Origin of the sequence: Bacillus carboniphilus, from assembly GCF_020524035.2 — a bacterium.
In the GTDB taxonomy this organism is placed as follows: Bacteria; Bacillota; Bacilli; order Bacillales; family JAIVKR01; genus Bacillus_CC.
On sequence record NZ_CP129013.1, the window covers coordinates 3,411,463 to 3,434,732 of the forward strand.

The following is a 23,270-nucleotide window of genomic DNA, read 5'->3' on the forward strand; positions in this document are numbered from 1 at the left end:
TGAAGTCGATTGTAAAGGAATGATATTAGGTGATTTTTGGATATGCTAGGGTTAGTACCCAGGAACAAAATTTAGATATGCAAATTGACTCTTTAAAAGAATACGGTGTAGAAAAAATTTACAAGGAGAAAATGACAGGGACAAGAAAGGATAGACCTGAGCTTGAAGAACTTCTTAAAGTTTTGAGAACAGGTGACAAAGTAGTTGTATATAAGCTTGATCGTATTTCGAGATCCACTCAACATCTCATTCAACTTAGTGAGTTATTTATGGATCTGGGAGTTGATTTCATTTCGATTAATGATAGTATTGACACTTCTACTGCAATGGGAAAATTTTATTTTCGAACAATTGCAAGTATTGCAGAGTTGAACGAGACATTATTAGTGAACGTACAAAAGCAGGACTTCAAGCTGCAAGAGCTAGAGGAAGAAAAGGTGGAAGACCAACAAAACCTGAAGATAAAATAGCAGCTGCGATTAAAATGTACAAAAGTAAGGACTATACTATTAGGGAAATTACCGAATTAACAAGAGTTAGTAAGACTACACTGTATCGATACCTAGAAAAATTTGATAAAGGTTATTGAAAAATACTTTATTATTTTTTTATATGATTATTAGTAACGGGGGTGAGCAACTATGCTTGAAGATTTAGATGAATCAATTTCTAATCTAAGTAATATGACAGATGTCGACATTCATCTTGTTGGTTTTAAAAAAAAATTTAGATACATTAATTATTGATATTAATTTAACATTTTATGATGAAGAGGAAATTTTAGAGAAGTGGCAGATTGTTTGTGAAGATATCGAAGCTCATAAAATTCAATACGATGTGTTTCAATCATGGGATATATATAATGAACATCAGATGCTTTGGAATTATAACAAAGAGTGGGTTCAGGTTTTTTTAAAAGGAAGTACGAGTTCAACTACTGAAGTAATTGGAGAACTTTATAAAATTCACGCCGATCATACTAAAGGTTACATCCCTTTTGATGAATACTTTAATTATAGAATTGACAAAATTTTAGACGGAGGATTTGGACTTTTTGCTAAAGGTCCTTGTGATTTAATGGAATTATACAGAAGTGTTTTAACTAAGTATCAATATAAAACCACTGTGCTGTCTCTAGATGATCGAAACGGAGAAGAGGATAGAACAGATTACATTCTATTAGTAATGGGTAATTCATATGTTGTTGCTAAAAATTTTCTAGCTCAAAAGATTTAAGGATAAAAGACATATTAATGTATATTATTGAAGGTCAATTTAGTTTAAGTGTTAGTTTATACCATATTCCACTCTTTAATAATTGACCTTAAAAGTTAAATAGAAAAGAGAAGGGGTGAGAATTAATGCAAGACAATAAGTTTCAACAGTTAATGAATAATACAAAGTGGAATGAAATAAGAAAGGCGATGATTGAATATGACGGAACAACACATTGGCGAACAAAGGATATTGAAAAAGGGTTTGTTTCCGATTGGGATGGTGATTGGTTTTATCATTTTAAAACAAATGGAACTAGTGAGGACTATAAGTACATAGAATGGTTAGAAATAAAAGTACCAAGTTTAAAAATGAAAAATGATGTCTTAAACATCTTTAAAAATATCAATGTTCCAGGAGAAATTTTTGAAGATGTAATTAGAGTCTATGGTTATTGTCAATTAGGAAAGTTCATTCAATACTTATAAAATAATACATTGAAATAATGTGAAGGAATTACTGGGAATGAGTAGGATCCCCATAAATAAAATAGAATAATAAACAAATAGAAGTAATGAATCAACAGCAAGAACTGTTAGAAAGTTATGAATATTATAGTGAAAAACTTGAGGGTATAGAAGATACATTAATATTTCTGGTGGAAAAATTGAGAACAGGTCTTGATAATACTTTGAAAAGTAAAAAAAGAGATGATTCACATTTAAATGTTTCTTTAGATGGAAAAATAACTCATAAGTAAGGAGGGAACTTATTGTTTGTACGACTATTTGTTGATGCAAATGATGAAAAAAGTGCTTTAGATGTATTCAATATGGTTATCGGGAATTTAAATTCTATTGTGATTAGCTATAAAATTGAAGAGATAAAACCATATTGGAAAATTGATAATGTATTAATTATAGAGTTTTCATTAGATTTATCAGAAATTATAACTATAGATAAACTTACTGAAGAATTAAAAGGTATTTCTGACAAATGGACCGCTTTTGGAGAACCGGTTGAGGAACTTTTGGCATCTGATACAACAGAAGGTTGTGAATTTTTGTTAAAAGGAGTAAGGATGATAAATATATATTTATAGTTTTAATTGTAAAAAACATTAACCTTGATTGGCGATAAATTCCTTTCAAGGTTCTTTTATGTCATACTAAGAATAAACCCATTGGTAGGCAAACAAAGGATGGTAAAGTAGGTTTTAGAATTGAGCATGACACTAGAAGTGGAGCTCATATTAATGTTTGGGCTGGAAAAGAAAAAGGTCCTCATTATGAATTTGATGCATCTGAGAAAACCGTTAAAAAAATACAAAATCGTTTTTGATAAGGGCGATCATTTATATGAGTATTTATGATGATGAACTAATCAAGGATTTATTACAAAGTGATTTAAAAAAGTACTTTAAAAAAATAGAAGACCCTGAAAGCTTTATTAATTTAATAGAACAAAATTTTGAATTTAGTGGTTCACAAATAGATTGGTTTAAAACTGATAATCACTATAGTAAAGAGTCGAATAATAAATCTTTACTAAGTGATGCTAGACTATTTATTGCTGAGTTAAAAGAAAAATATATGAATAATAACATTCCACTAATGTATATAGGCGATAACCTTACAGAGTTTGGGTATCAATTCGAGATAAAGGATATAGAAAAGATATTAGTCTTCTTTTTAGACATTCCTCAGCATCATTATTTCATACCTTTAGAAGGTGATTGGTGTTTGGGAATATCGTATGAAAACTATTTAGATTTCGGATTCAGTTTAAATAGGAGTTAGTTTAATAAGAAATTTGATAGCCCAAGTAATAGGGTAATAGTATTGAAATAACCACCTTTTATAAAAAGGTGGTTATTATTGAATTGAATGTTCAAATAGACTCTACTTATAATGAACTTTATGGCATTATATAGAAAGTGCATCTTATAGGCTAAAATGACATAGGTTTAGAGAGAGTTTGTATATTTTTCCAATATGTTCATTATGACTTGTTCAATATATATTCTAATTTGAGTGGTGAAATTGATGAATTTTAGTGTCAAAAAATATTCCTCAAAACGAAGCTATTCCACCTGCATACACTGAATTTATCGGTAAGCAGATTAAAGAGAAATTAAATGTGAGCAATAAGACGGAATTAGTTACCTATTCCCTTTAAAATTATGCTTTGTTAGATTAAAATATTGATTTTTCGCAAAAAAAGTAATGAAGTGGTTCCATTAACTTTTTTCAGCTATCCTTTTTAATTCTTTTGCACGATTTATAATGAAATTTCTCATATATTTTTCTAAAAATAATCTATCAGCAATTGCTCCAAGAATGCCAAAAGGAGATTTATAAGAAAAGGTGTCTTTCATAGTAGTCCCTGTACCACTTACTATAAATTCGTGTGTATGTGTAAATGAGTGGAACGCTCCCTTTACCATAACATCTGTAAATTTATATGGTTTTTCCATCTCTATTATTTTAGCAGTTAATGTTTGTTTTACTCCAAGGTGGATAGCTTCCCAAGTAACTGTATCGCCATTTTCCATCAGTCCAACTGTAGTACCATCAATCGCTCTTTCCTTTGTTTTACATGTTGTTTCTGTGTGTACATCAACATTTCTCGCAAGGTCAAAACAAACGTTGATAGGTGCATTGATAAAGATATCGTGTTTAATTATAGGCATATTAATTTACCTTTCATTTATTTAGTGTTGAAAACAGGTAAGCGTAAACTATCATAAAAGTATTGGTCATTTCAAATAGAAATGACGATAATAAAAATTTTATTATATTGTGTTTTGTACTTTCGTTACTACGACTATCTACAAACAAGAACAATGCAAGGGAGTTGTCGAGATACTTTGTAGCCACACCTTTAAAGCAGTCTATCCATTGTTTCATACGAGAATGGAGACCATTTATATTTCATATGTTGTGATACAAGCCATTAATAAAGTGTTTACAATCGTTAGATTTAATTCTGTAATGTTCGATATCTTTTTATTTTGCATAGGTTTTGTAGGCCCTCCAAGAGTCAGTAACGAGTACCTTATAAGTTGTCAGCTTAGAACTCATCATATTATCAACCTTAGTTTTCACAACCCAACCCATACAAGCAACTTTGGAGACGGTTGCTTTTGTTCGGTAGAGCCTGAAATAAAAATAATTTCGTCTAAATGCTTCATAGCGACACGAAAAGAAGCAAGTGAGGTACAGAAAATGATTATTGGATACGCAAGAGTAAGCAGCCAATCACAAAATTTAGATAGGCAAGTTGAAGACTTAAAAAAACATGGGTGTGAACATATTGTTCAAGAGAAAATAAGCGGTAAAAACTTTGATCGTCCTGAATACAAGAAAATGAGAAAGAAACTAAGGTTTGGTGATACACTTGTGGTACATGATCTAAGCCGATTTGGACGAAATAAACAAGAAATCATCCAAGAGTGGGAAAGTTTGATTGAGGATAGCATTGATATTGTTGTCCTCAACCTTCCAGTATTGAACACTGCCCAATACAAAGACATGGAGGGTGTAGGGAAACTAGTAAGTGAGATTTTCCTTTCAGTGATGTCTTGGCTCGTTGAAGAAGAACGTTTACGAATTAAGACTGCTCAACAAGAAGGAATCAAGATTGCTAAAAGGAAAGGGAAGTTTAAAGGGCGACAAACCAAATATCATGCTAATGCGACAGGTAGGGATAAACTTGTCTATGATAACATCGTGAGCGAATTGAAGAAAAAAACATCCGTCAGGGATATCAGTATTAAAACAAATGTTGCAAGAAATACGGTGTACAGAATTAAAAGAGAACTAGAAAAATAAAAGTTTGAAGGAGAGTAAATAATATGTTCAAAAAAAACATAGAAATAGAAAATTACTTTGAAGACGGATTACAAATTAAGGTGAAGCAAACCCGTATTGGTAAAATTGTTAGCCTTAGACCCAATGATCACAACAGAGTAATAGATATTTCAGTAAAGGATAGTTCAATTGAGTACAGTATAATAGATATGAATAAAGGAAGCATGAAATTTAGTATCCCTGTAGGTGTTCATCAAAAAATTTTAGATGAGTATCTTAGGGGATAGCGTCAGGGAAGTGCAGATATACAACCATCAGGTTATCCCTACTTGTAGTAGATGATAATTAATGATGATTGGCTAAATGAAGTTAGTAATTGGTTACATTTTAAAATGTTACAGCACATAAGGATGTTCATGTATTGCTACTAAAAACCGCACATAATATAGATGATGGTATGTTTATAGAATATCGTTACATCGTAAATTCAGAGACTGGGAGAGCCAGATTTTATGAACCTTCTTTAAAAAAACTCCTAAATGATCGTCTGGAAGCAAATAAAAGAAACGAGCCTATCCCATTTGTACCAATGGGTATAAACAACAAGGTTGATTAAATAAAAGAAGAATTAAATATGCGAAAAAACAAATATGGCATAAGTAATGTTTTGTAAATATTTAATAGAAATAGGAAAAATAAATTTAAAAAGGCATTTTAACATTTAATCTGAAAACAATCCACTAAATAGAACATTATAGTCCATTTTTGTCATCCTCTCTTCTTCTAAAGCTATTTTAAATAAAAGTTGCAGATTTATTCAAATCTTTTCTTCTTGACTTATAGCTGACATAATAAACGGGTATGATAACCTTGAATAAAGTCACAATAGATGACCAAAAGGAGATAAAGGTATGAAATATTTATTAGTTTTTCTATTTTCTGTTTTTAGCTTCACGATATTATTTTCGGGGTGCTCTTCACAAAATGAAACCGAAGAGCCAAATTCGCAGTCAGAGGAGAATCAAGTCTCGGATGAAACTTCACCTAGCTTTTCCGAGGGAAGTGGAGAAGTCACAGATGCAAACATCTATACTTGTCAAAATGCAAACAACAGTAGAGACAGTGCTATAGGAACTGTCACTTCTGAAGAAGGTGAAATATGGAATGTACCTATTCAACCAAATGAAGAGTTGGAAGATGCAAGCGACCTTTACAATGAATGCACTGGGACTATCTTCCCCTCTATAGAAGACCTTGATGTTAATGATATTCCAATTATCGAAATTGATGAAGATGGAGAAGTAATAACTGGGTATATTTTTGCTGATAATTATTTCGAACTGTACATAAATGGTCAACCTGTTGCAAAAGATGCCGTTCCATTTACTCCGTTTAACTCACATGTTGTTCGTTTTAAAGCCTCGTATCCAATAACTTATGCGATTAAAGCTGTTGATTGGGAGGAGAATATTGGTTTAGGTACAGAAAATAATCGTGGTAGTGATTATCATCCAGGAGATGCAGGGATTATCGCTGTCTTTAGTGATGGGACGACTACATCTGAAAGTTGGTTAGCTCAAAGTTTCTATATTTCTCCTCTAACGAATAAGGATGACCTTGTAATTACAGAAGACAATAATGGAAAGATAACTCATGAAACACCTGACTTTAATAAAGTGACATGCACAACAGATTGTTATGCCGCTCATTTTTCACTAGATGAAAACTGGTATGCAAAAGATTTTGATGATTCAAGCTTTCCTCATGCTGTCACTTATACAACAGATGAAATTGGTGTAGACAATAAAAAAGCTTATATGAATTACGAAAATCTTTTTAGTAAAGGTCAATTTGTTTGGACAAAAAACCTTGTTTACGACAATGTCATTATACTACGTCATACAGTAGATGAACCCTCACAATAAGCCATACCACTAGCAGTTTCCAAAAGAAACTGCTAGTGGTTGTTCAAAAAGTTCTACGATGGCCAGGATGGTCTAGCATCATCGATAGCTCTCGCGACGAGGCTGTACTTAGTTGATGATCCTTGTAGATGTTCTGATATACTAATGGGGTTGTAAGGCTTTCAGCACATAACATTCTTATGTGTATGATTGTATATTCCTCAGATCATTAAATTTTGATGAAAGATTTATACCTGTGTGAATGAATGGTAAAGCACAACATCTTTCATAGAGGTGTGTGGCTTAAAATGGGCTTTGTTATCGAACAAGAACCATAAAAAGACTCTTAAAAGTGCAACCTTTAAATAATACCATAATATTGTATAACCAAGGATTACTAAAGATTAAAAGAACGAACCTTCATAATATTGAAGGTTCGTTAGATTATTTATTGAGGTGATCCATAAAATGCATGAACGCTAGGTGATCTACCTTATTGAAAAGTCTTAAACGACCACCTACTATAGTAGGTGGTCGTTTAAGACTTTTTTTGATCAATCTTTTTTAAAAATGAATTGCTTATTAGTAGCAGTTAATAAGTGTTTGCAAAGGATTTTTAATCAAACTTTATTCTGAAGATACAAAAGTAACAGTTCCTGATGGTTCTCACTTTGTATTAGGAGATAATCGTAAGAAAAGCTTTGATAGTTGTATATTTGGATTTATCTCAAAAGACAATGTTGTTGGAGAAGCAAAATTTAGTTATTCCCGTTTGACGAATTTGGAAAGACAGAATAAAAAGTAACAACAAAGCTATCAATATATAATCGAGAATTTGTTAAACACCTTTATTTAGGGTACTCTTTTGAAAATGAGCCAAGTCTTCATTCTTTTTGTAGACAACTTGAAAAAGAAAAGAGTACTATATTTTATACATCATAGTTTATACGAGGAGAAGAGAGCATGAATCAAAAAAAAGTACTGAGATGGGGATTAATGTTGCTTATCTTATTTTTAACAGCATGGTCAGGATGGATAAATTCATCTGAATTATCAAACCGTGAGACAGTTGAAAGTTCTAAAACACTATCTCCAGATGACAATATAGAAAAAGTATGTGAAGATATCTCTTCATGTGGTTTTTTTGGTGATCAACTCATTCGAGAGTTACCATACGACTTTTTAGACACTCAAGAGGTGGAAGACGTATATGTTGAAGAGAAGATACTAGCTCGTTATAAAGTTCAAGATGGAAAGTTAGTGAGAATCGTAGAAGGAGAGGGAAGTGAAGGGAATGAAGAACTTTGGCGCTTATTTACGCAAGTAATTCCGATGAACCAGCGCCAAATGATTGGTGAATTTGGAGTGTTTACAGATGGTATCGGTACAACCCTAGCTTATGTTGAACCGTTAGACAAAGATCCTATTCAATGGACGCTAAGGATAGATCCAGCAGATACAACCTCCTTTCCAGATTTTATTTATACAATTGTTCATGAATTTGGACATTTATTAACTCTAAAAAACAGTGAAATACCTATCCATGAGGATTCATATTTACAACTTTTTATGGATCAGTTTTGGGATCATATTTATGATGAATGGATAGAGAGAGATGTATTTGAGGATGAAGATGAGCAATTAAAATTCTATGATAATTACCCCGATAAGTTTGTCACAGATTATGCTGCAAGTCATCCTGAAGAAGATATAGCCGAATCGTGGGTTTATTTTGTATTAGGAGAGAAGCCTACAGGAGAAGAAATTTGGGAGCAGAAGATTCTTTTTTTCTATGGTTTTCCTGAACTTGTTCAATTAAGAAGTGAAATACTGCAAAATATTTATCAACTACCTCAAAGTTCAGAAGAATAAGGAGTAAATAAATAAGCATGTTAGATGGGCGTGGTTATTTAATGATTTTAATAACCTTTTCCTTTCTGATGGAAAAATTTTGAATTGAATTTTGCTCATAACACTTATTATACCAAGGTTTGCATAGTTGAAAATAATTTTTCTTTTATGTATTAAGGTTCTATATTCGGTATTAAATGGTTAATTAAGAAATATGGGAAAAAGATTATAGGAGACGCTGTAAAAGGTATAAGTAAAGCTATAAACAAGAAATCATTAGGCTAAGGTTCTACTGGACGACAACAAGCTAAAATTCAGAAGAACAGATTTCTATGAAAAGTGTTTTATCTAATCCTTTGAAAGGTGCTAAACAAGTAGTACCTAAAAGTAAAATGAATGATAAACGTTGGCCTAGTTCAAAAGGATGGGTCAAAATGCAGAGAGCATTTAAAGTTAAAGATGAGTAAACTGTAAACATTCATTTTAACTACAATAAAAAAACTGGTAAATTCGATGATTTTAAATTCAAATAATTGGTTGGGTGAATGCAAAATGAGTGAGTTAAAGGGGATATTTAGAAATTGGGAAGATAAGCTAGACAAAGATGAATGGTATTTTAGCAACTCGTTTGAAAAAATTACCGAGGGAATGAGAATGGAGGAAGCTTTTAACTATATACCGTCGGTTATTAATGAGTTATTACAGCTTGAATCACCTTATCTAATCGGTGAAACACTTGATTTACTTCACAGTGTTTATTCGATAGCAAACACCACAGAGATTCATTCTGAATTAAAGAATAAAATAGTTAATATTGATCAATTAGTATGTGAATATGGGGATGAATATTCAAAAAATTCACTTTCTGAATTTAAACAATCAATTAGACTAAATTAAAAAACCAAGGAATTGGCTTAATGGCTTATTCCGTGTTTTTTTATGTAAAAATGAGGTGACAGTGTTATAGGGATACGTTATCGAATCTAGGATTCAACCGCTACATCTAAATATTTTTTTTACTTTTAGAGGTTGTTAAAAAAATCCTACGATGCCCAGGACAGGCTAGCGAAGACGTTGCTCTCGCGACGTGACTGAACTTAGCCTGCGTTCCTTTAAGCAGTCGCCTCGTTCTTCTGCGTCCTTTTTCCCCTCCTTTTTAAACACGCACTTATAGGACGATAAAATAAAAGGGTGATACCTTAAAAATATCTACAAAAAAAATAAACGTCACTTTACGTAACGTTAAGAATATCTTCTTTTATTCAGCATGAGCTAATTGGCTATTGTAAGTGGTGAAGTAAATATGTTCGATATCAGCATCTGTCATATACATTAATGTTTCTCGGTCATACCCTTTCAACTTTTCGATATAATTAATCATATTTTTACGTTCTTGACGACTCATTTACATTTCCCCCTCGTTATTTTGTTATGGTACAGATTTAATTTGTTATTTGTATTATATAACAGAAGGGATGGAATATTCAATCTTTTTTTTTAAAAAAAAACGCCCAGTTTTTAAAATAGAAACTTCAGAAGGATTTTATAGGATTGAATTGTTTATAAATGCTCGTTACATAAGCATAAAAAGAGGCCCTATTGAGAAGAATAGGACCTCGATTATTGGATTTAACTATGAAGTTGTATCTTTTCTTGTTTATGTATCATGGTTGTTACAAATAACAGAAAAAGGATAGATGAGATAACATGAAAGAAATTACCACCTGGGACAAATTGGATATACATGCCCCCTAGAAACGGTCCGACGATACTTCCTATACTGAAAGAAATTCCACTCAGTAAGTTTCCAGCTGGAAGAAGAGACCTAGGGACAAGGTCTGCCATGAAACTAATTCCTAATGAGAAAATCGAACCGATGGCCATACCTGCTAAGGCTAAACATACAATTAAAGCCAAGGGAGACTGTAAAAAAGATGCAATAAAAAATAAGGTGCTTCCTAAAAAGGTAATGGTGGAAATTATTTTCTTTCGTCCCACTTTATCACTAATCATTCCTAGTGGAATTTGGAAAATGATCGAACCTATTGAAAATGAAGTCAAAATCAGTGCAATGTCAGAAGACGTAAGTCCTGTTCGCAGGGCATAAACAGGGTAATTCCCATTTAAAGAAGCTTCTAAAAAACCGTAAGCTAATGTCGGAAGTAATGCAATCCATGCTATCTTAATGACTTGAATAAATCGTCCAACCGTATTAGATATGGATGCATATTCAGTCGATTGTTCAGGAAATTCATTCTTTAACAAGAAGACTAAAGACCAGGCTACTAAACTAAGGAATGCGCAAATCATAAACGGCATATGCGGATGCTCATTAGTAAACGTGGCTAACAAAGGTCCAGCAGCAAATCCTAAACCAAATGATAGACCATATATTGAGATGGTTCTCCCTCTTTTAGCCTCCTCTGTATCTGAAGTGATCCACGTCTGTGTGGAGAAATGGAGCATATGATCTCCAACACCAATGAGAAGACGGAGGATAAACCAAAATAAAATTGATTGTATAAAGACAAAACCCACTAAACTAACGATCACCAATAATCCACCTATAACAATGATTCGTTTATAGCCCAGTTTTCGCAGTGGTTCTTCCATAAAAAATGAAGCTATAAAGATACCGATATAAATTCCAGTGGCATGTAGACCGTTAATCGTAGATGACACACCTTGCTCTTCAAAAATAATCGCAATAACAGGGAGTAACATCCCTTGTGAAAACCCTGAGATAGCGACAATAATGACTAAAATAATAAAACGACCTAAAGGCATTTAACCACTCACCTTTTCTTTAAAGAAGTTGCTCAAAAGGTGGATATGACGTTTGTTTTGAAAACATTTTACGTACCTATTTCCCTTTTTGAACACAAACGAAAACAAATATTCAAGAGAATGTTACAGGTTCAAATAAGAATTGGCAAGGAAAAATTTTTAGACAAAAATAAAAAGGCTGTCTAAGGACAGCTCTAACTTATTAACAAGTTAATGTTCCAACTAACGTGCCAGCTCCTTTAAAATACCTGATTTTTTTAGGCGTTATTTTTAGTAATACATAGTCTGGATCATCAGCACTTTGAATCCATTCTTTTAAGTGATCATTCCAGAAGTGTTCTTTTAATTTCGCGCTTGTCTCGATTGAGCAAGTTCCCTCAATCTCAGCATACTCATCGTTCCACTTTTTTCCTTCATAACCGAGCAAGATATGTACATGAGGGTTTGCTTCTATCTGTTCTGTTTTATGAGCTTCTTTATTCGTGGCGCAAAATAAGGTCATATCTTCATGAAAAAACATCATAAAACGGGAGTAAGGCTTATTGTTTTGAACAGTAGATAACACACCTATATTATGGCCATTAAATACAGAAAGAATTTGTTCTTTTAGTTGTTGGTCTGACATTCTATATTCTCCTTTATTCAATATTTAAAAGATGTTGTTCAAAAAGTTCTACTGAATATGCCTTAATAGGCCTTCTTTTTGAACAACTATATAAAGAGTCTCTTTTAATATAGAGTGCTTTAATTTCTTAAAAAAATACTTGGGAAGATAATCTTTAGGCATTTGGGAACGATATTGAAGATTATAATTTCATAAGGAGATGTGAACGTTGCTTGGACGAATTTTTTTCTTCATTCTTATTGTAGGACTCCCATTATCAATCATAGGTAGCCTTTTACACTGGCCTTCTTTACTCATGTTTATTATTTACTGTATTACGATAATTGCATTAGCTAATTATATGGGAAAAGCAACAGAAAGTTTAGCAATCGTAACAGGCTCCACAATAGGTGGTTTGTTAAATGCAACGTTTGGGAATGCTGTGGAGCTCATTATTGCTTTTTTTGCATTAAAAGAAGGATTAATTGAGGTTGTACTAGCATCCTTAACAGGTTCAGTCATAGGTAACTTATTGTTGGTAGCAGGTTTATCCTTTTTTGTAGGTGGTATAAAGTATAAGAGGCAACAATTTAACGTGTATGATGCTAGACATAATTCTGGTTTATTAATGTTTGCTATTATCGTTGCCTTTTTTATACCTGAGATCTTTTCGATGACCTTAAGTGACTCAAAAACGATGGTACTAAGTATAGGTGTTTCTCTTATCCTTATCGCCTTATATTTAGCTGCTTTATTTTTTAAATTAGTCACTCATAGAGGTGTTTATCAACATAGTAATCAACAAGATCACGAGGAAGTTCCAGAATGGTCAACACAAAAATCGTTGATCATCTTAGTTTTATCAACGATTGCTGTCGCTTTTGTTTCAGAGAGTTTAGTTCATACTTTTGAGTCGGTAGCTGACGCTCTAAGCTGGTCAGAATTATTTATCGGGGTTATCATTGTTGCCATTGTAGGGAATGCGGCTGAGCATGCTTCAGCTATAATTTTAGCTTATAAGAATAAAATGGATATTGCTGTTGAAATTGCTGTTGGTTCAACATTACAAATTGCGATGTTTGTTGCCCCCTTACTAGTATTAATTTCATTATTTTTTCCGCAAAGTATGCCACTCGTTTTTACAATACCGGAGCTTGTTGCGATGAGTACAGCCGTTTTATTAACGATTTCCATTGCAAACGATGGGGATACAAATTGGTTTGAAGGAGCCACGCTTTTAGCGGCATATGTCATTATGGGAATCGGTTTTTATTTACTTTGAAAGGTTGATTGACTAAAAGTTCGCCGATGGACATGGAATTTCCTATTGGATGATGGGGAATCTACGTTGTCAAAGAAAGTAGGAATCGTTAAAATTTCATCGCTGTCTTTACAAATTGTTTGATTCTTATGCTCACCCAATTGTGAATAGCACGTACTTTAATTTCCTATGCACAAAAAAGAGCTCCCTTCATTTCTAAAGGGGGCTCAAGGTGTGTAGGACAAAAACATTAGGAGAATTAAAGAATGAATAATGAGTAAAAAGCTTTACTCATTGTTGATTAAGCCTATTATACTATATTATTTTAAGTTTGTAAATATTCTGAAAACAATATCTTTATTTTTCTTTTATTAGATTAAGGATAAAACAAGATCCCATTGAAAATAATGATGAAAAGAGAATAAGAAGATACGCTAAATAAATTTTAAAGGGGTTTGATAACATATGAAAAAAATCATTCTAACCGCCATCTTTTTGGTTATATGTTTATCCACTGTTTCATATGCAGAAGAGAAAAATGAATCAAAAGATCAAATGGATATCCCAAATTCAGTTATGGATATTAGTAAAGACAATACGTATCCAAATCCAACAGATGACTTACCCCGTCTGCAACCGAGTGAGCTAGCACAAGAGTTAATTGAATCTTCTGAAGTGAAAATAGAAAACCCAGATTTAATACTCCAGCTAAATGAATCATCTATTACAACATCACCAGTGGCTATAGGCTATCGAGCAACTATTTATTTAGGACACTGGGCGCTAAGGTATGATTCTAATGAAACAGCAACTAATTGGGAATACAAGAAAATCAACACAAATTTCACCGATAATCGCGGAGCAAAAACACAGTCTCAAATGCACTATACGCAAAAGAAGCAAGAAAAAGTGACTGGTGGGCTGACGGCGAAAGTCCCTTATGAAGAAGACGTTAAAAAGATGATGCTACAACGAGCGATGGAAAAAACTGAACTACCTTTATCCTTTGAAACGGTAATTGGTACGGGGACGAAAAAAGATCAAGTTTATAATGTCCCAGTAAAAAAAGTGGGTTACTTGTATGGCTATGCTCCTGCTGTCAATGAAAAAGGAAAAGTGACCTATGGAGAAGTTTATTTACGATTGAAGGGAAGTAAGAAAGAAGTTATTGTAAAAAACGTAACACAACAAGGAATTGGGGCATGGATTCCCATTCAAGATCACGTGTCATTTGGATTTGTAACAAGCGACCAACCAAAATAATAACAAGAAATCACATAGGCATTCTATATGTGATTTCTATGCTTTTGGGGGCTCTCCCCAGTATGTCGTTTAAACACGGAATAGAAAGTTGAAAGACTATTAAATCCAGACTGATAACAAATATCGATTGTTTTTAATGATGTATTTTCTAAAAGTGTTTTGGCATAAGTTACTTTAATCATCTCGAGATAGATTCTAGGAGTTTGACCTGTGTGTTTTTTAAACGTTCGGTTTAAGTGAAAACGGCTAACATTCATTGCTTTTGCTATATCCTCTAACGTATGGCAATCTCTAAAGTTGTTGTTCAAAAAATCAATCGAATTTTGAATTAATTCTTCTGAGGGATGATAGACTGAGTTGTTAAAGTCAGGTTTACATCTTTTACAAGGACGAAATCCATGATTTAAGGCATCTTCTGGGTTGCTAAAAAAACGAACATTTTCTAGTTTAGGGTTTTTGGATTTACATGAAGGCCTACAAAATATAGAAGTCGTTTTCACTCCGTAAAAAAACACCCCATCAAGGGCTCGATCACACTGAATAATAGCACTCCACATCTCATCTTTAGTAAGAATTTTCATTCAAACAACCTTCTTTATTCGTTTTTTCAATCTTACCATGTTTCCTATTAGTATTTCTTCTGGATTGTTGTTAATAAATTCTACTTGCATTTTTAGGTAAGGTTCTAATGTGTTTTAGGAATGTGGTCATGTTTTGATCCTCTTTCATCTTTTCCCATACCTTTCATTTAGAGAAGTCGTTCCCATCGTTCTTCAAGTAGTTCTTTGTTAGATAAGATTTGTTTACGGGTTTCCTTCAGTTCAAAGCCACTTTTTTTTATAAAGATTTCGAGCTGAATGAAGTTCTTTGTTTGTCGAAAGGGTTATTTTTTTATATTGGTGTGTTTCTATTAATTGTTTACCATAACCGTTCCCCTGAACGCTAGGTTCAACAAGAAAAAGGCCAAGTTGGGCTGTATTTTGAGAGGTTTCAAAAATACTAATTGAGCCTTTTTGTGTTCCTCCTAATTCTAGAATTCAAATTTGTTCTTTATCATTGTTTCGATCCATAAATTCTTGTACTTGGCTTTTAATGAATTCTTTGAATGTAAAATCGTAGTTGTACTCTTGGTGGTAAAGTTTATAGTGTGAGTGAATAATGTATCTGGCATCATCTAATTGAAAAAGACGAATCATGAGTCACCTTCTTAATTAAATAGTAAATATGCTAATTTTATCATAATTCTTCTAACATTACTTTGATGAAATTTCAAGTATCAACCTTCCCTAAGTATTTTCGTCTATTATTGTTTGAACAAATTTTTAAAAAACTTTTGTTTAAGATATCTGCAACTATCCAATCCCTTTTTATTTTTCTGCATAGTATATATGAAAAATAATTTAAGGAGGAAGGATAGATGGTAATCCTATTTAGCACAGGTCCAATAGACAATACAGATTTAACCTTGAATAACGTAGAGATTCGTGTTCGAAATACTGACCCTTCAAATTTGGCTAATGTACAGGTTCGCCTTTTGAATGAAAGTATGTCCCCTGAAGTTCTTAGTCAATCACAAGCATTTAACGTTAATTCAAATAGTTCAAAAGGTGTTTTGTTTAGTGCAGTAGCTTTAACATCGTTTTTAATTGAGGTGGAAATAGATTTAGCAAATCGAAGTGATGAAGTTACGGTAAGTGCTGTTCAACCAACGATAACCACCTTCAATGGATCAAGTGAGTTTAAACAATTCATTCGTTTACTTGTTTCGAGTCCGGAGGTTTTACAAGATATAGACTATCCGGTTACTCCTCAGCTCAATCTATTTTTATCCGATTCATTCAATTGTAAAACACAAATTTTTGGTGATTTAACACTGGGAGGTGTTCCACAAGCTGGCGTAGATGTTAGTTTCACGGCTAATACGTCGGGTGTCATGTTTGTCCCAAATCCTGCTGTGACGAATATAAATGGTGATTATGTAATGTCTGTGGTTGTCACACCGTCAAAAGGATTGACTGAAACAGCCATCACAGCTTCTGCAACTGTAAATGGTCAAACGATACAGACAGTAAGTGTATCGGAGATTGTTTGTCCTTTTAAATTATATGTAACAAATACAGGAACAAATAACATCTCTGTCATTGATACAAATATAAATACAGTTATTGATACAATTACGGGGTTTAATTCACCTTCAGGCATAGCTGCAAATGGATTTACAAAGTTAGTTTATGTTTTTAATGAAGGTTTAAACGTTCTTTCAGTTATTGATGCTGATACTAATATGATTACCACTACTATTACAGCAGGAACTGGTGTGCAGCAGTATGGTGTAGCTGTGAACACAATTGAAAATATCATTTATCTTGCCAATCGGTTTGGAAATAATGATGTCACAATAATTGATGGAATGATGAATAATATAATTACAACGGTATCCGTAGGATTTCAGCCTATTAGCGTGTCTGTTGATGAACAACGAAATTTGACTTATGTATCTAACAATTCTGGAGAGGTTTCAGTTATTGATGGGAATAATAATTTTGTGGTAACAGCCACTATAACGCTGGGGATTTTTGGTGTTCGCGGTATTACCGTAAATGAAACAACTAATCTAGTCTATGTTGCTGGTTTAAGTAATAACTTAGTGACGGTTATTGATGGGTCTTTTTTTACAATTACAACGACCATTAGCATACAGGGATTTCCTAATGGGATTTCCTTAAATGAATTAACAAATTTAGTCTACACTTCAAGAGTAATTGATAATAGTATTTCTGTCATTGATGGAAATCTAAACGTAGAAACTGCTACATTTTCAGTCGGAATTAACCCTCTTGGTATTGCTGTTATTGAACCATTAAACCAAATATATGTTGTTAACTTGGGTAGCAGCAATGTTTCTGTTATTGATGGTAGTTCAAATCTTGTAGCGGCAACTGTCACAGTGGGAACTAATCCTGTAGATATTACATTTCTTTAATATAAATGGTTAAACGTTATTTGACTGGTGAACACGCACTTAAAAGGGGTTTAACAAAGCATGAGAAGATACATCTGACTGAAATAAAATGGGAGAAGGTTAGCTTCCTCCTCCTACTCGAATTTATCATCTGAAAAGTACAACCGGTCCTCTGCCATTTTAATGTTGTGGTCAAACATCGTTTGAGCAATTAAGTTTCTCGTTTCCGTACTGAGGGGCCAATAATGTTGGTCTTCTACTAAGCCGATGACCGTATATTCATACCCTCGGTAATTAGATTGAAGAGAAGTTATCCCATAAACTTGGAAGGGCTGGATAGGCATCATTCCGGCATCCTTTTTTAAACATTCTTCAAACTGATCATTAAGCTCAGAACAAATCGAATCAAGAAGCTTTTTTACTTTTTGAGGATCTTCTCGGTAGCTAATGTCAACACTTTCAATGACCCGCATATGACCAATATTATAGTTTTCAATGGCCTTGATTTGTCCATTACTAATGGTAAGGAGCTTACCACTCCATTGGCGAATTTTTAACGAACGTAAACCAATGTCCTCGACTGTACCGCTGTACGAATTGTTAACGGTAATAAAATCACCTTTGTGAAGCTGTTTCTCATATACGTGGAAAATTCCCGCTAAAATATCTGTAATTAAGCTTTGTGCACCTAAACCAATGACAATTCCTGCCACTCCTGCTCCTGCTAAGACTGTTCCCATATTTATTTCAAAGAGAACATCGATGGCCACAATGATAAAGGAAAAAGTCGCCACATATTTCGTTAATGAACGAATGATACTCTCCATGGTCTTTTCCTTTTTATCATCTATTAAAGAAGTTCGCTTGAAAAAGTTATGGACGAGTTTATTAATAATGACCACAGAAATCCATAATATGATTCCAATAACCACCGTCTGTATATAGGGATTATGATAAAGGGATATTACTTCTTCCATAACTTCACCTTCTTTCGTCAACCTAGCAGAACACCTTCTCTATAGTTTAGCTCATTTCCTTTTTTGTCATCCAAGGAAATATCAAACTACAATGCTTTTCTATTTGAAAAATCCACGTCTTGATAATAACTGTTTTTCACTAAAATATTTGGACCTAAACATTTCACAGCAGGGCAATGGCAACTAAGCTGTTTGGCGGTTTCCGTTGTCGTCCACTTTTCATACGCTTGTTGTAAAGTATGAGTTTGAATGTTGCCAAGTGGAGGTGTATCACCGAAGTCGGTTACGATAATTTCTCCATTAAAAATATTTACATTTAACCTAGAACGACCATCTGGATCATTTCTTACGGTTACATTAGGACTCTTTCTTAGTCTAGATAAAAGTTGCTGGTCGCGTTCATTTTGATTACATGAATAAAAAGGTAACGTTCCGAAAAGCATCCAAACTGATTCGTCACGAATATCGAGTAAATGATGAATAGCATCACGCATTTCATCAAGAGATAGAACTTCTAAAGTGCTCGCGAAATCACTTGAATACATTGGGTGAACTTCGTGTCGCTGACATTTCATTTCATGGACGATCTGTTTATGGATAGAAGCTAAATAAGGCAGTGTACGTTTGTTTAACATCGTTTCAGCTGAGACAATCACACCTGCTTCTACTAAAGAACGACTGTTTTCAATCATTCGTTCAAAATATTTGGCTCTTTGTTCTCTCGTTGGCTTTTTTTCCATCATCGCAAAGCCACCGTCTACAAAATCATCAATGGTTCCCCAATTGTGGGAAATATGTAACACATCAAGATAAGGAATGATTAACTCGTAACGTGATAAAGGTAACGTTAAGTTTGAATTGATTTGCGTTTGAATGCCTCTTTCATGAGCGTATTTCAGGATAGGAACGACATACTCTTTAACAGATTTCATCGACATCATGGGTTCTCCCCCAGTAATACTAAGAGAGCGTAGGGAAGGAACTTCATCTAATCGCTTTAGTATTAATTCAATTGGGAGGGCCTGAGGGTCTTTAGGTTGTAAAATATAGCCTACCGCGCAATGCTCACAACGCATATTACAAAGGGTAGTCGTTGTAAACTCTACATTCGTTAATTTCATTTCACCGTATTGTTCTATATCTAAATAAGCTTCCCATGGATCATAAGAAGGGTTAATTTTTTTTTGTTGATCTATAAGATGACTCATATGAATGACTCCTTTTTATCCAAAGTGAACTAACAGTAAATTTTAACACAGTTTTTCTATTTACGCTCAACGATTTTTTCATTTAAACCTCTATACATCTTATGAAAGAAGGTTTCGCTTTAAGAGTTTTTTTGTTCATCGTATAATGAAATTGGGAGTAATTTAGACAACATTTAAGGGGATGAAACGGGATGGAGAAATTTTATGAAAGCATTTACAATTTAATTGTACAAACGTCTACCAATCTACCAAATGACGTAAGGATAGCGATTAAACAAGCGAAGCTCAATGAAAGTGCGGGAACACGTTCAGCGATGAGCTTGGATACAATCTCAACAAATATACAAATGGCGGATGAAAATGTATCGCCAATTTGTCAAGATACGGGATTACCAACTTTTAAAATTAAGACGCCAGTAGGGGTTAATCAAATAAAAATAAAGGAAACAATCCATAATGCGATTATTCAAGCAACAAAAGATGGGAAACTAAGACCTAATGCCGTCGATTCATTGACGGGTAAAAACTCAGGGGATAATATAGGTGCGGGAGTACCTGTTATCAAGTTTGAACAATGGGAAAAGGACTATATTGATGTTCGATTAATCTTAAAAGGTGGGGGCTGTGAAAATAAGAATATTCAATACAGTCTTCCTTGTGAACTAGAAGGTCTAGGACGAGCAGGCCGTGATTTAGACGGGATTCGAAAGTGTATTATGCATTCTGTTTATCAAGCTCAAGGACAAGGGTGTAGTGCTGGGTTTATCGGTGTTGGAATTGGTGGAGATCGCACGTCTGGCTATGAATTAGCGAAAGAACAGCTTTTCCGTTCTGTAGATGATACGAATCCAATAGAAGAATTAAGACAATTAGAAGAGTATGTTTTAGAAAATGCCAATAAGCTAGGAATTGGTACAATGGGATTTGGGGGAGAGACTACTCTTCTAGGCTGTAAAATTGGTGCGATCCATCGTATACCTGCAAGTTTTTTTGTATCGGTAGCTTATAACTGCTGGGCTTATCGTAGACTTGGATTCAAAATAGATGCCGATTCAGGAGAAGTGATTGAGTGGCATTATCAAAATAAAACGGATGAAATTCTTAAAAAGGAACAACCTTTTGAAGAAGAAAAACAACAAGAAGTCAATGAAGTTGTTTTAGAAGCCCCCATTACAGAAGAAAAAATTCGTTCGTTAAAAGTAGGAGATGTTGTGCGAATTAATGGTCTTATGTATACGGGAAGAGATGAGATTCATAAATATTTAACAACAAATGATGCCCCAGTGGATTTAAATGGACAAATTATTTATCACTGCGGTCCAGTTATGTTGAAGGATGAGGAAGGAAATTGGCAAGTCAAAGCAGCGGGACCAACAACGAGTATTCGTGAAGAACCTTATCAAGGAGATATCATGAAAAAGTTTGGCATTCGTGCAGTCATGGGAAAAGGCGGAATGGGTCCGAAAACGTTAGCCGCTTTAAAGGAGCATGGAGGGGTCTATTTAAATGCGATAGGAGGAGCTGCGCAATATTACGCTGAATGTATAAAAGGAGTTCAAGGTGTAGACTTGATGGAGTTTGGAATCCCCGAAGCAATGTGGCATTTACAAGTGCAAGATTTTAAAGCGGTTGTGACCATGGATTCGCATGGAAATAGTTTGCATCGAGATATTGACCAATCATCTTTGCAAAAGTTAGAACAGTTTAAAGCGCCCGTATTTAGTTAGTCTTACGAAAAAAACATCATGATTTTCATAACCAAGCATATCTTTAAAGGAAAAGTGTTCATAATGTTACACTAAAAGGGTACATCAAACTACAACTACGATGAGTATACATCACGTTTAGTTGAGCACTTTTTCTATAAGGAAAAATAAAAGGGAGATGGGAAAATGATGAATCAAGAAATTCAATTAGTCAGTAGACCAGAAGGAATGCCTACTGCCAATAACTTTAAACAGGTTGATACAGATATCCCTTCGTTAAAGGAGCAAGAGATACTTGTTAAATCTATCTACATATCGGTTGACCCGTATATGAGAGGAAGAATGGTAGATCGTAAATCTTATATTCCTCCATTTGCTCTTAACGAAGCTATAACAGGTGGAGTCGTTGCCCAAGTAATAGAAACAAAATCAGATAAGTTTAATAAAGGCGATTATATATTAACAAGCTTTGGAAAATGGCAACAGTATCAAACGGTAAAAGAAGAAAATGCGATGAAACTGCCAGACTTAGATGTCCCTAAAAGTTATTTTCTTTCTGCTTTAGGAATGCCAGGGTTAACCGCTTATTTTGGAATGCTAGACATAGGTGAACCAAAAGAAGGAGAAACCGTTGTTGTTTCTGGAGCAGCTGGTGCAGTTGGAATGGTAGCTGGTCAATTGGCGAAAATAAAAGGCGCTAAAGTAATTGGAATCGCTGGTTCTGATGAAAAAACACGTTTTTTAGAAGAAGAGCTACATTTTGATAAAACGATTAATTATAAAACAACGCCTAATATACTAAATGAATTAAAAGAAGCGTGTCCTAATGGTGTCGACGTTTATTATGATAATGTAGGTGGAGAGATTTCAGACGCGGTCATCTCTCTTATTAACCATAAAGCGAGAATTCCATTATGTGGTGCAATATCTTCTTATAATAAACTAGAGGATTATGGTCCTCGTTTACAAGGTATGCTCATTACAACAAGCTCTCTAATGAAAGGGTTTATCGTTAGCGATTATGCAGATCAGTTTGAGGAAGCCACTAAGCAATTAGCGATGTATATGATGACAGGTAAATTAAAGTTTAAAGAAACAGTCGTTGAAGGATTTGATAAACTACCAGAAGCCTTTATTGGATTATTTAAAGGAGAAAATATCGGTAAAATGGTGGTTAAGGTTGGAGAACCTGAATAAGTTTGATAGAGGAAAAAAATAAGAGGTGCCAAGTCGACATGATTTGGTACCTTTTATATAAGATCGGAAAGTATAAACTTTGTCCTTAATAAGATAGTGCTTTCATTGTTGTCTAGTTCCAGCGCCCAGCGAAGGGTAGCGCTTTCGAAGCACACGACGTGCTAGCATCATCGTTGCCCACAGGACGTGACTGCTCTTAGTTGACGTTCCTCATCATTCGTCGCTAAACGGGCGCTTGCGCTTTTCTTATAAACTGATAGATTTGGAATCAATGAATTACCAGTTGAATAGTTTAATAGCCCATATTAACATTAGAAACAAAGAAAATTACGTATATATTCACCTTGAGAGTAAGGTGTGTTTTTTTTTTTTTTTTTTGTTCATTTTACGACTATTAAATAAACTATAGTAGTTTATGAACTATAAGTATTTCATTCATTCAAGTGAAATACTTATTATTTTCATATTTACTTTAGCAGAGGAGTCTATCTCCCTTAATGCATGTCCTCTTTTTAATTATGAC

General features: G+C 33.8%; 26 protein-coding genes and 2 pseudogenes. 18 read left to right on the top strand and 10 right to left on the bottom strand.

All coding sequences use genetic code 11. From position 1 onward, the window contains the following. Positions 1-29: 29 nt before the first annotated feature. The 6 genes and pseudogenes from LC087_RS17755 (at position 30) to LC087_RS17780 (ending at position 3,014) form a co-directional block, all read left to right on the top strand. Positions 30-589, top strand: a pseudogene (locus LC087_RS17755) (recombinase family protein). A gap of 101 nt (positions 590-690) precedes the next feature. After that, a complete protein-coding gene (locus LC087_RS17760) occupies positions 691-1,236 on the top strand; it encodes a hypothetical protein (protein ID WP_306019755.1) in 546 nt (181 codons plus the stop codon). 125 nt (positions 1,237-1,361) lie between these two features. After that, the gene (locus tag LC087_RS17765; protein WP_226542539.1) at positions 1,362-1,703 is read left to right on the top strand and encodes a DUF6678 family protein; all 342 of its coding nucleotides are present in this window, start codon (positions 1,362-1,364) and stop codon (positions 1,701-1,703) included. An 86-nt stretch (positions 1,704-1,789) separates the two neighbouring features. Further along, the gene (locus LC087_RS17770; protein ID WP_226542538.1) at positions 1,790-1,975 is read left to right on the top strand and encodes a hypothetical protein; all 186 of its coding nucleotides are present in this window, start codon (positions 1,790-1,792) and stop codon (positions 1,973-1,975) included. Between the two features lie 12 nt (positions 1,976-1,987). Then, the gene (locus LC087_RS17775) at positions 1,988-2,317 is read left to right on the top strand and encodes a hypothetical protein (RefSeq protein ID WP_226542537.1); all 330 of its coding nucleotides are present in this window, start codon (positions 1,988-1,990) and stop codon (positions 2,315-2,317) included. Positions 2,318-2,573: 256 nt separating this feature from the next. Beyond that, positions 2,574-3,014: a rhs-associated protein gene (locus LC087_RS17780; protein ID WP_226542536.1), complete on the top strand. Its 441-nt coding sequence runs from the start codon at positions 2,574-2,576 to the stop codon at positions 3,012-3,014. Positions 3,015-3,454: 440 nt separating this feature from the next. Here LC087_RS17780 and LC087_RS17785 read toward each other — a convergent pair whose 3' ends face one another. Continuing rightward, on the bottom strand, positions 3,455-3,907 hold the full coding sequence (locus tag LC087_RS17785; protein ID WP_226542535.1) for an SRPBCC family protein: 453 nt from the start codon (positions 3,905-3,907) through the stop codon (positions 3,455-3,457). A gap of 17 nt (positions 3,908-3,924) precedes the next feature. Further along, a pseudogene (locus tag LC087_RS17790) lies at positions 3,925-4,367 on the bottom strand (IS1595 family transposase); the annotation flags it as partial. Positions 4,368-4,442: 75 nt separating this feature from the next. Between LC087_RS17790 and LC087_RS17795 the strand changes: the two are divergent. The 7 genes from LC087_RS17795 (at position 4,443) to LC087_RS17825 (ending at position 9,679) form a co-directional block, all read left to right on the top strand. Next, positions 4,443-5,048, top strand: coding sequence for a recombinase family protein (locus tag LC087_RS17795; RefSeq protein WP_226542534.1), 606 nt, complete (start codon positions 4,443-4,445; stop codon positions 5,046-5,048). 23 nt (positions 5,049-5,071) lie between these two features. Further along, positions 5,072-5,314 (top strand): hypothetical protein, encoded by a 243-nt coding sequence (locus LC087_RS17800; RefSeq protein ID WP_226542533.1) that lies wholly within the window; start codon positions 5,072-5,074, stop codon positions 5,312-5,314. Positions 5,315-5,448: 134 nt separating this feature from the next. Beyond that, positions 5,449-5,643 carry a hypothetical protein gene (locus LC087_RS17805; RefSeq protein ID WP_226542531.1) on the top strand — a complete coding sequence of 65 codons (195 nt, stop codon included), beginning with the start codon at positions 5,449-5,451 and terminating at the stop codon, positions 5,641-5,643. A 295-nt stretch (positions 5,644-5,938) separates the two neighbouring features. Beyond that, positions 5,939-6,952: a hypothetical protein gene (locus LC087_RS17810; RefSeq protein ID WP_226542529.1), complete on the top strand. Its 1,014-nt coding sequence runs from the start codon at positions 5,939-5,941 to the stop codon at positions 6,950-6,952. 598 nt (positions 6,953-7,550) lie between these two features. Next, positions 7,551-7,736, top strand: coding sequence for a signal peptidase I (gene lepB, locus LC087_RS17815; protein WP_306020873.1), 186 nt, complete (start codon positions 7,551-7,553; stop codon positions 7,734-7,736). A gap of 158 nt (positions 7,737-7,894) precedes the next feature. Beyond that, positions 7,895-8,803, top strand: a complete 909-nt coding sequence (locus tag LC087_RS17820; protein ID WP_226542526.1) for a putative zinc-binding metallopeptidase — start codon at positions 7,895-7,897, stop codon at positions 8,801-8,803. Positions 8,804-9,334: 531 nt separating this feature from the next. Beyond that, the gene (locus tag LC087_RS17825) at positions 9,335-9,679 is read left to right on the top strand and encodes an ABC transporter (RefSeq protein ID WP_226542525.1); all 345 of its coding nucleotides are present in this window, start codon (positions 9,335-9,337) and stop codon (positions 9,677-9,679) included. Positions 9,680-10,040: 361 nt separating this feature from the next. Here the strand turns inward: LC087_RS17825 and LC087_RS17830 are convergent, their stop codons facing one another. From LC087_RS17830 to LC087_RS17840, 3 genes are all read right to left on the bottom strand, one after another. Beyond that, positions 10,041-10,187, bottom strand: a complete 147-nt coding sequence (locus LC087_RS17830) for a BH0509 family protein (protein ID WP_226542524.1) — start codon at positions 10,185-10,187, stop codon at positions 10,041-10,043. 224 nt (positions 10,188-10,411) lie between these two features. Then, entirely contained in the window at positions 10,412-11,569 is a 1,158-nt protein-coding gene (locus LC087_RS17835; protein WP_226542523.1) for an MFS transporter, read from the bottom strand. Between the two features lie 202 nt (positions 11,570-11,771). Then, a complete protein-coding gene (locus tag LC087_RS17840; RefSeq protein WP_226542522.1) occupies positions 11,772-12,194 on the bottom strand; it encodes a pyridoxamine 5'-phosphate oxidase family protein in 423 nt (140 codons plus the stop codon). A gap of 208 nt (positions 12,195-12,402) precedes the next feature. Here LC087_RS17840 and cax point away from each other — a divergent pair, with 208 nt between their 5' ends. Both cax and LC087_RS17850 read left to right on the top strand, forming a co-directional pair. Next, the gene (gene cax, locus LC087_RS17845; RefSeq protein WP_226542521.1) at positions 12,403-13,455 is read left to right on the top strand and encodes a calcium/proton exchanger; all 1,053 of its coding nucleotides are present in this window, start codon (positions 12,403-12,405) and stop codon (positions 13,453-13,455) included. A gap of 444 nt (positions 13,456-13,899) precedes the next feature. Then, positions 13,900-14,697, top strand: coding sequence for a YfkD famly protein (locus LC087_RS17850; RefSeq protein ID WP_226542520.1), 798 nt, complete (start codon positions 13,900-13,902; stop codon positions 14,695-14,697). A 23-nt stretch (positions 14,698-14,720) separates the two neighbouring features. Here the strand turns inward: LC087_RS17850 and LC087_RS17855 are convergent, their stop codons facing one another. The 3 genes from LC087_RS17855 to LC087_RS17860 form a co-directional block, all read right to left on the bottom strand. Continuing rightward, entirely contained in the window at positions 14,721-15,278 is a 558-nt protein-coding gene (locus LC087_RS17855; RefSeq protein ID WP_226542518.1) for a bifunctional transcriptional activator/DNA repair enzyme AdaA, read from the bottom strand. A 240-nt stretch (positions 15,279-15,518) separates the two neighbouring features. Next, positions 15,519-15,734 carry a GNAT family N-acetyltransferase gene (locus LC087_RS19845; protein ID WP_371932714.1) on the bottom strand — a complete coding sequence of 72 codons (216 nt, stop codon included), beginning with the start codon at positions 15,732-15,734 and terminating at the stop codon, positions 15,519-15,521. Then, positions 15,735-15,893: a hypothetical protein gene (locus LC087_RS17860; RefSeq protein ID WP_226542516.1), complete on the bottom strand. Its 159-nt coding sequence runs from the start codon at positions 15,891-15,893 to the stop codon at positions 15,735-15,737. It lies immediately after the preceding gene. 221 nt (positions 15,894-16,114) lie between these two features. On the opposite strand from LC087_RS17860, the gene LC087_RS17865 reads away from it, so the two are divergent. Continuing rightward, positions 16,115-17,680: a YncE family protein gene (locus tag LC087_RS17865; protein ID WP_226542513.1), complete on the top strand. Its 1,566-nt coding sequence runs from the start codon at positions 16,115-16,117 to the stop codon at positions 17,678-17,680. A gap of 113 nt (positions 17,681-17,793) precedes the next feature. On the opposite strand, the gene LC087_RS17870 is transcribed toward LC087_RS17865, so the two are convergent. Together LC087_RS17870 and yfkAB are read right to left on the bottom strand one after the other, a co-directional pair. Next, a complete protein-coding gene (locus LC087_RS17870; RefSeq protein WP_226542511.1) occupies positions 17,794-18,636 on the bottom strand; it encodes a mechanosensitive ion channel family protein in 843 nt (280 codons plus the stop codon). 86 nt (positions 18,637-18,722) lie between these two features. Continuing rightward, the gene (gene yfkAB / locus LC087_RS17875; RefSeq protein ID WP_226542509.1) at positions 18,723-19,844 is read right to left on the bottom strand and encodes a radical SAM/CxCxxxxC motif protein YfkAB; all 1,122 of its coding nucleotides are present in this window, start codon (positions 19,842-19,844) and stop codon (positions 18,723-18,725) included. Between the two features lie 191 nt (positions 19,845-20,035). Between yfkAB and LC087_RS17880 the strand changes: the two genes are divergently transcribed. Together LC087_RS17880 and LC087_RS17885 are read left to right on the top strand one after the other, a co-directional pair. Then, complete coding sequence (locus LC087_RS17880) at positions 20,036-21,571, top strand: fumarate hydratase (protein WP_226542506.1); 1,536 nt, start codon at positions 20,036-20,038, stop codon at positions 21,569-21,571. Between the two features lie 168 nt (positions 21,572-21,739). Continuing rightward, positions 21,740-22,747, top strand: a complete 1,008-nt coding sequence (locus tag LC087_RS17885; RefSeq protein ID WP_226542548.1) for an NADP-dependent oxidoreductase — start codon at positions 21,740-21,742, stop codon at positions 22,745-22,747. Positions 22,748-23,270: the final 523 nt, after the last annotated feature.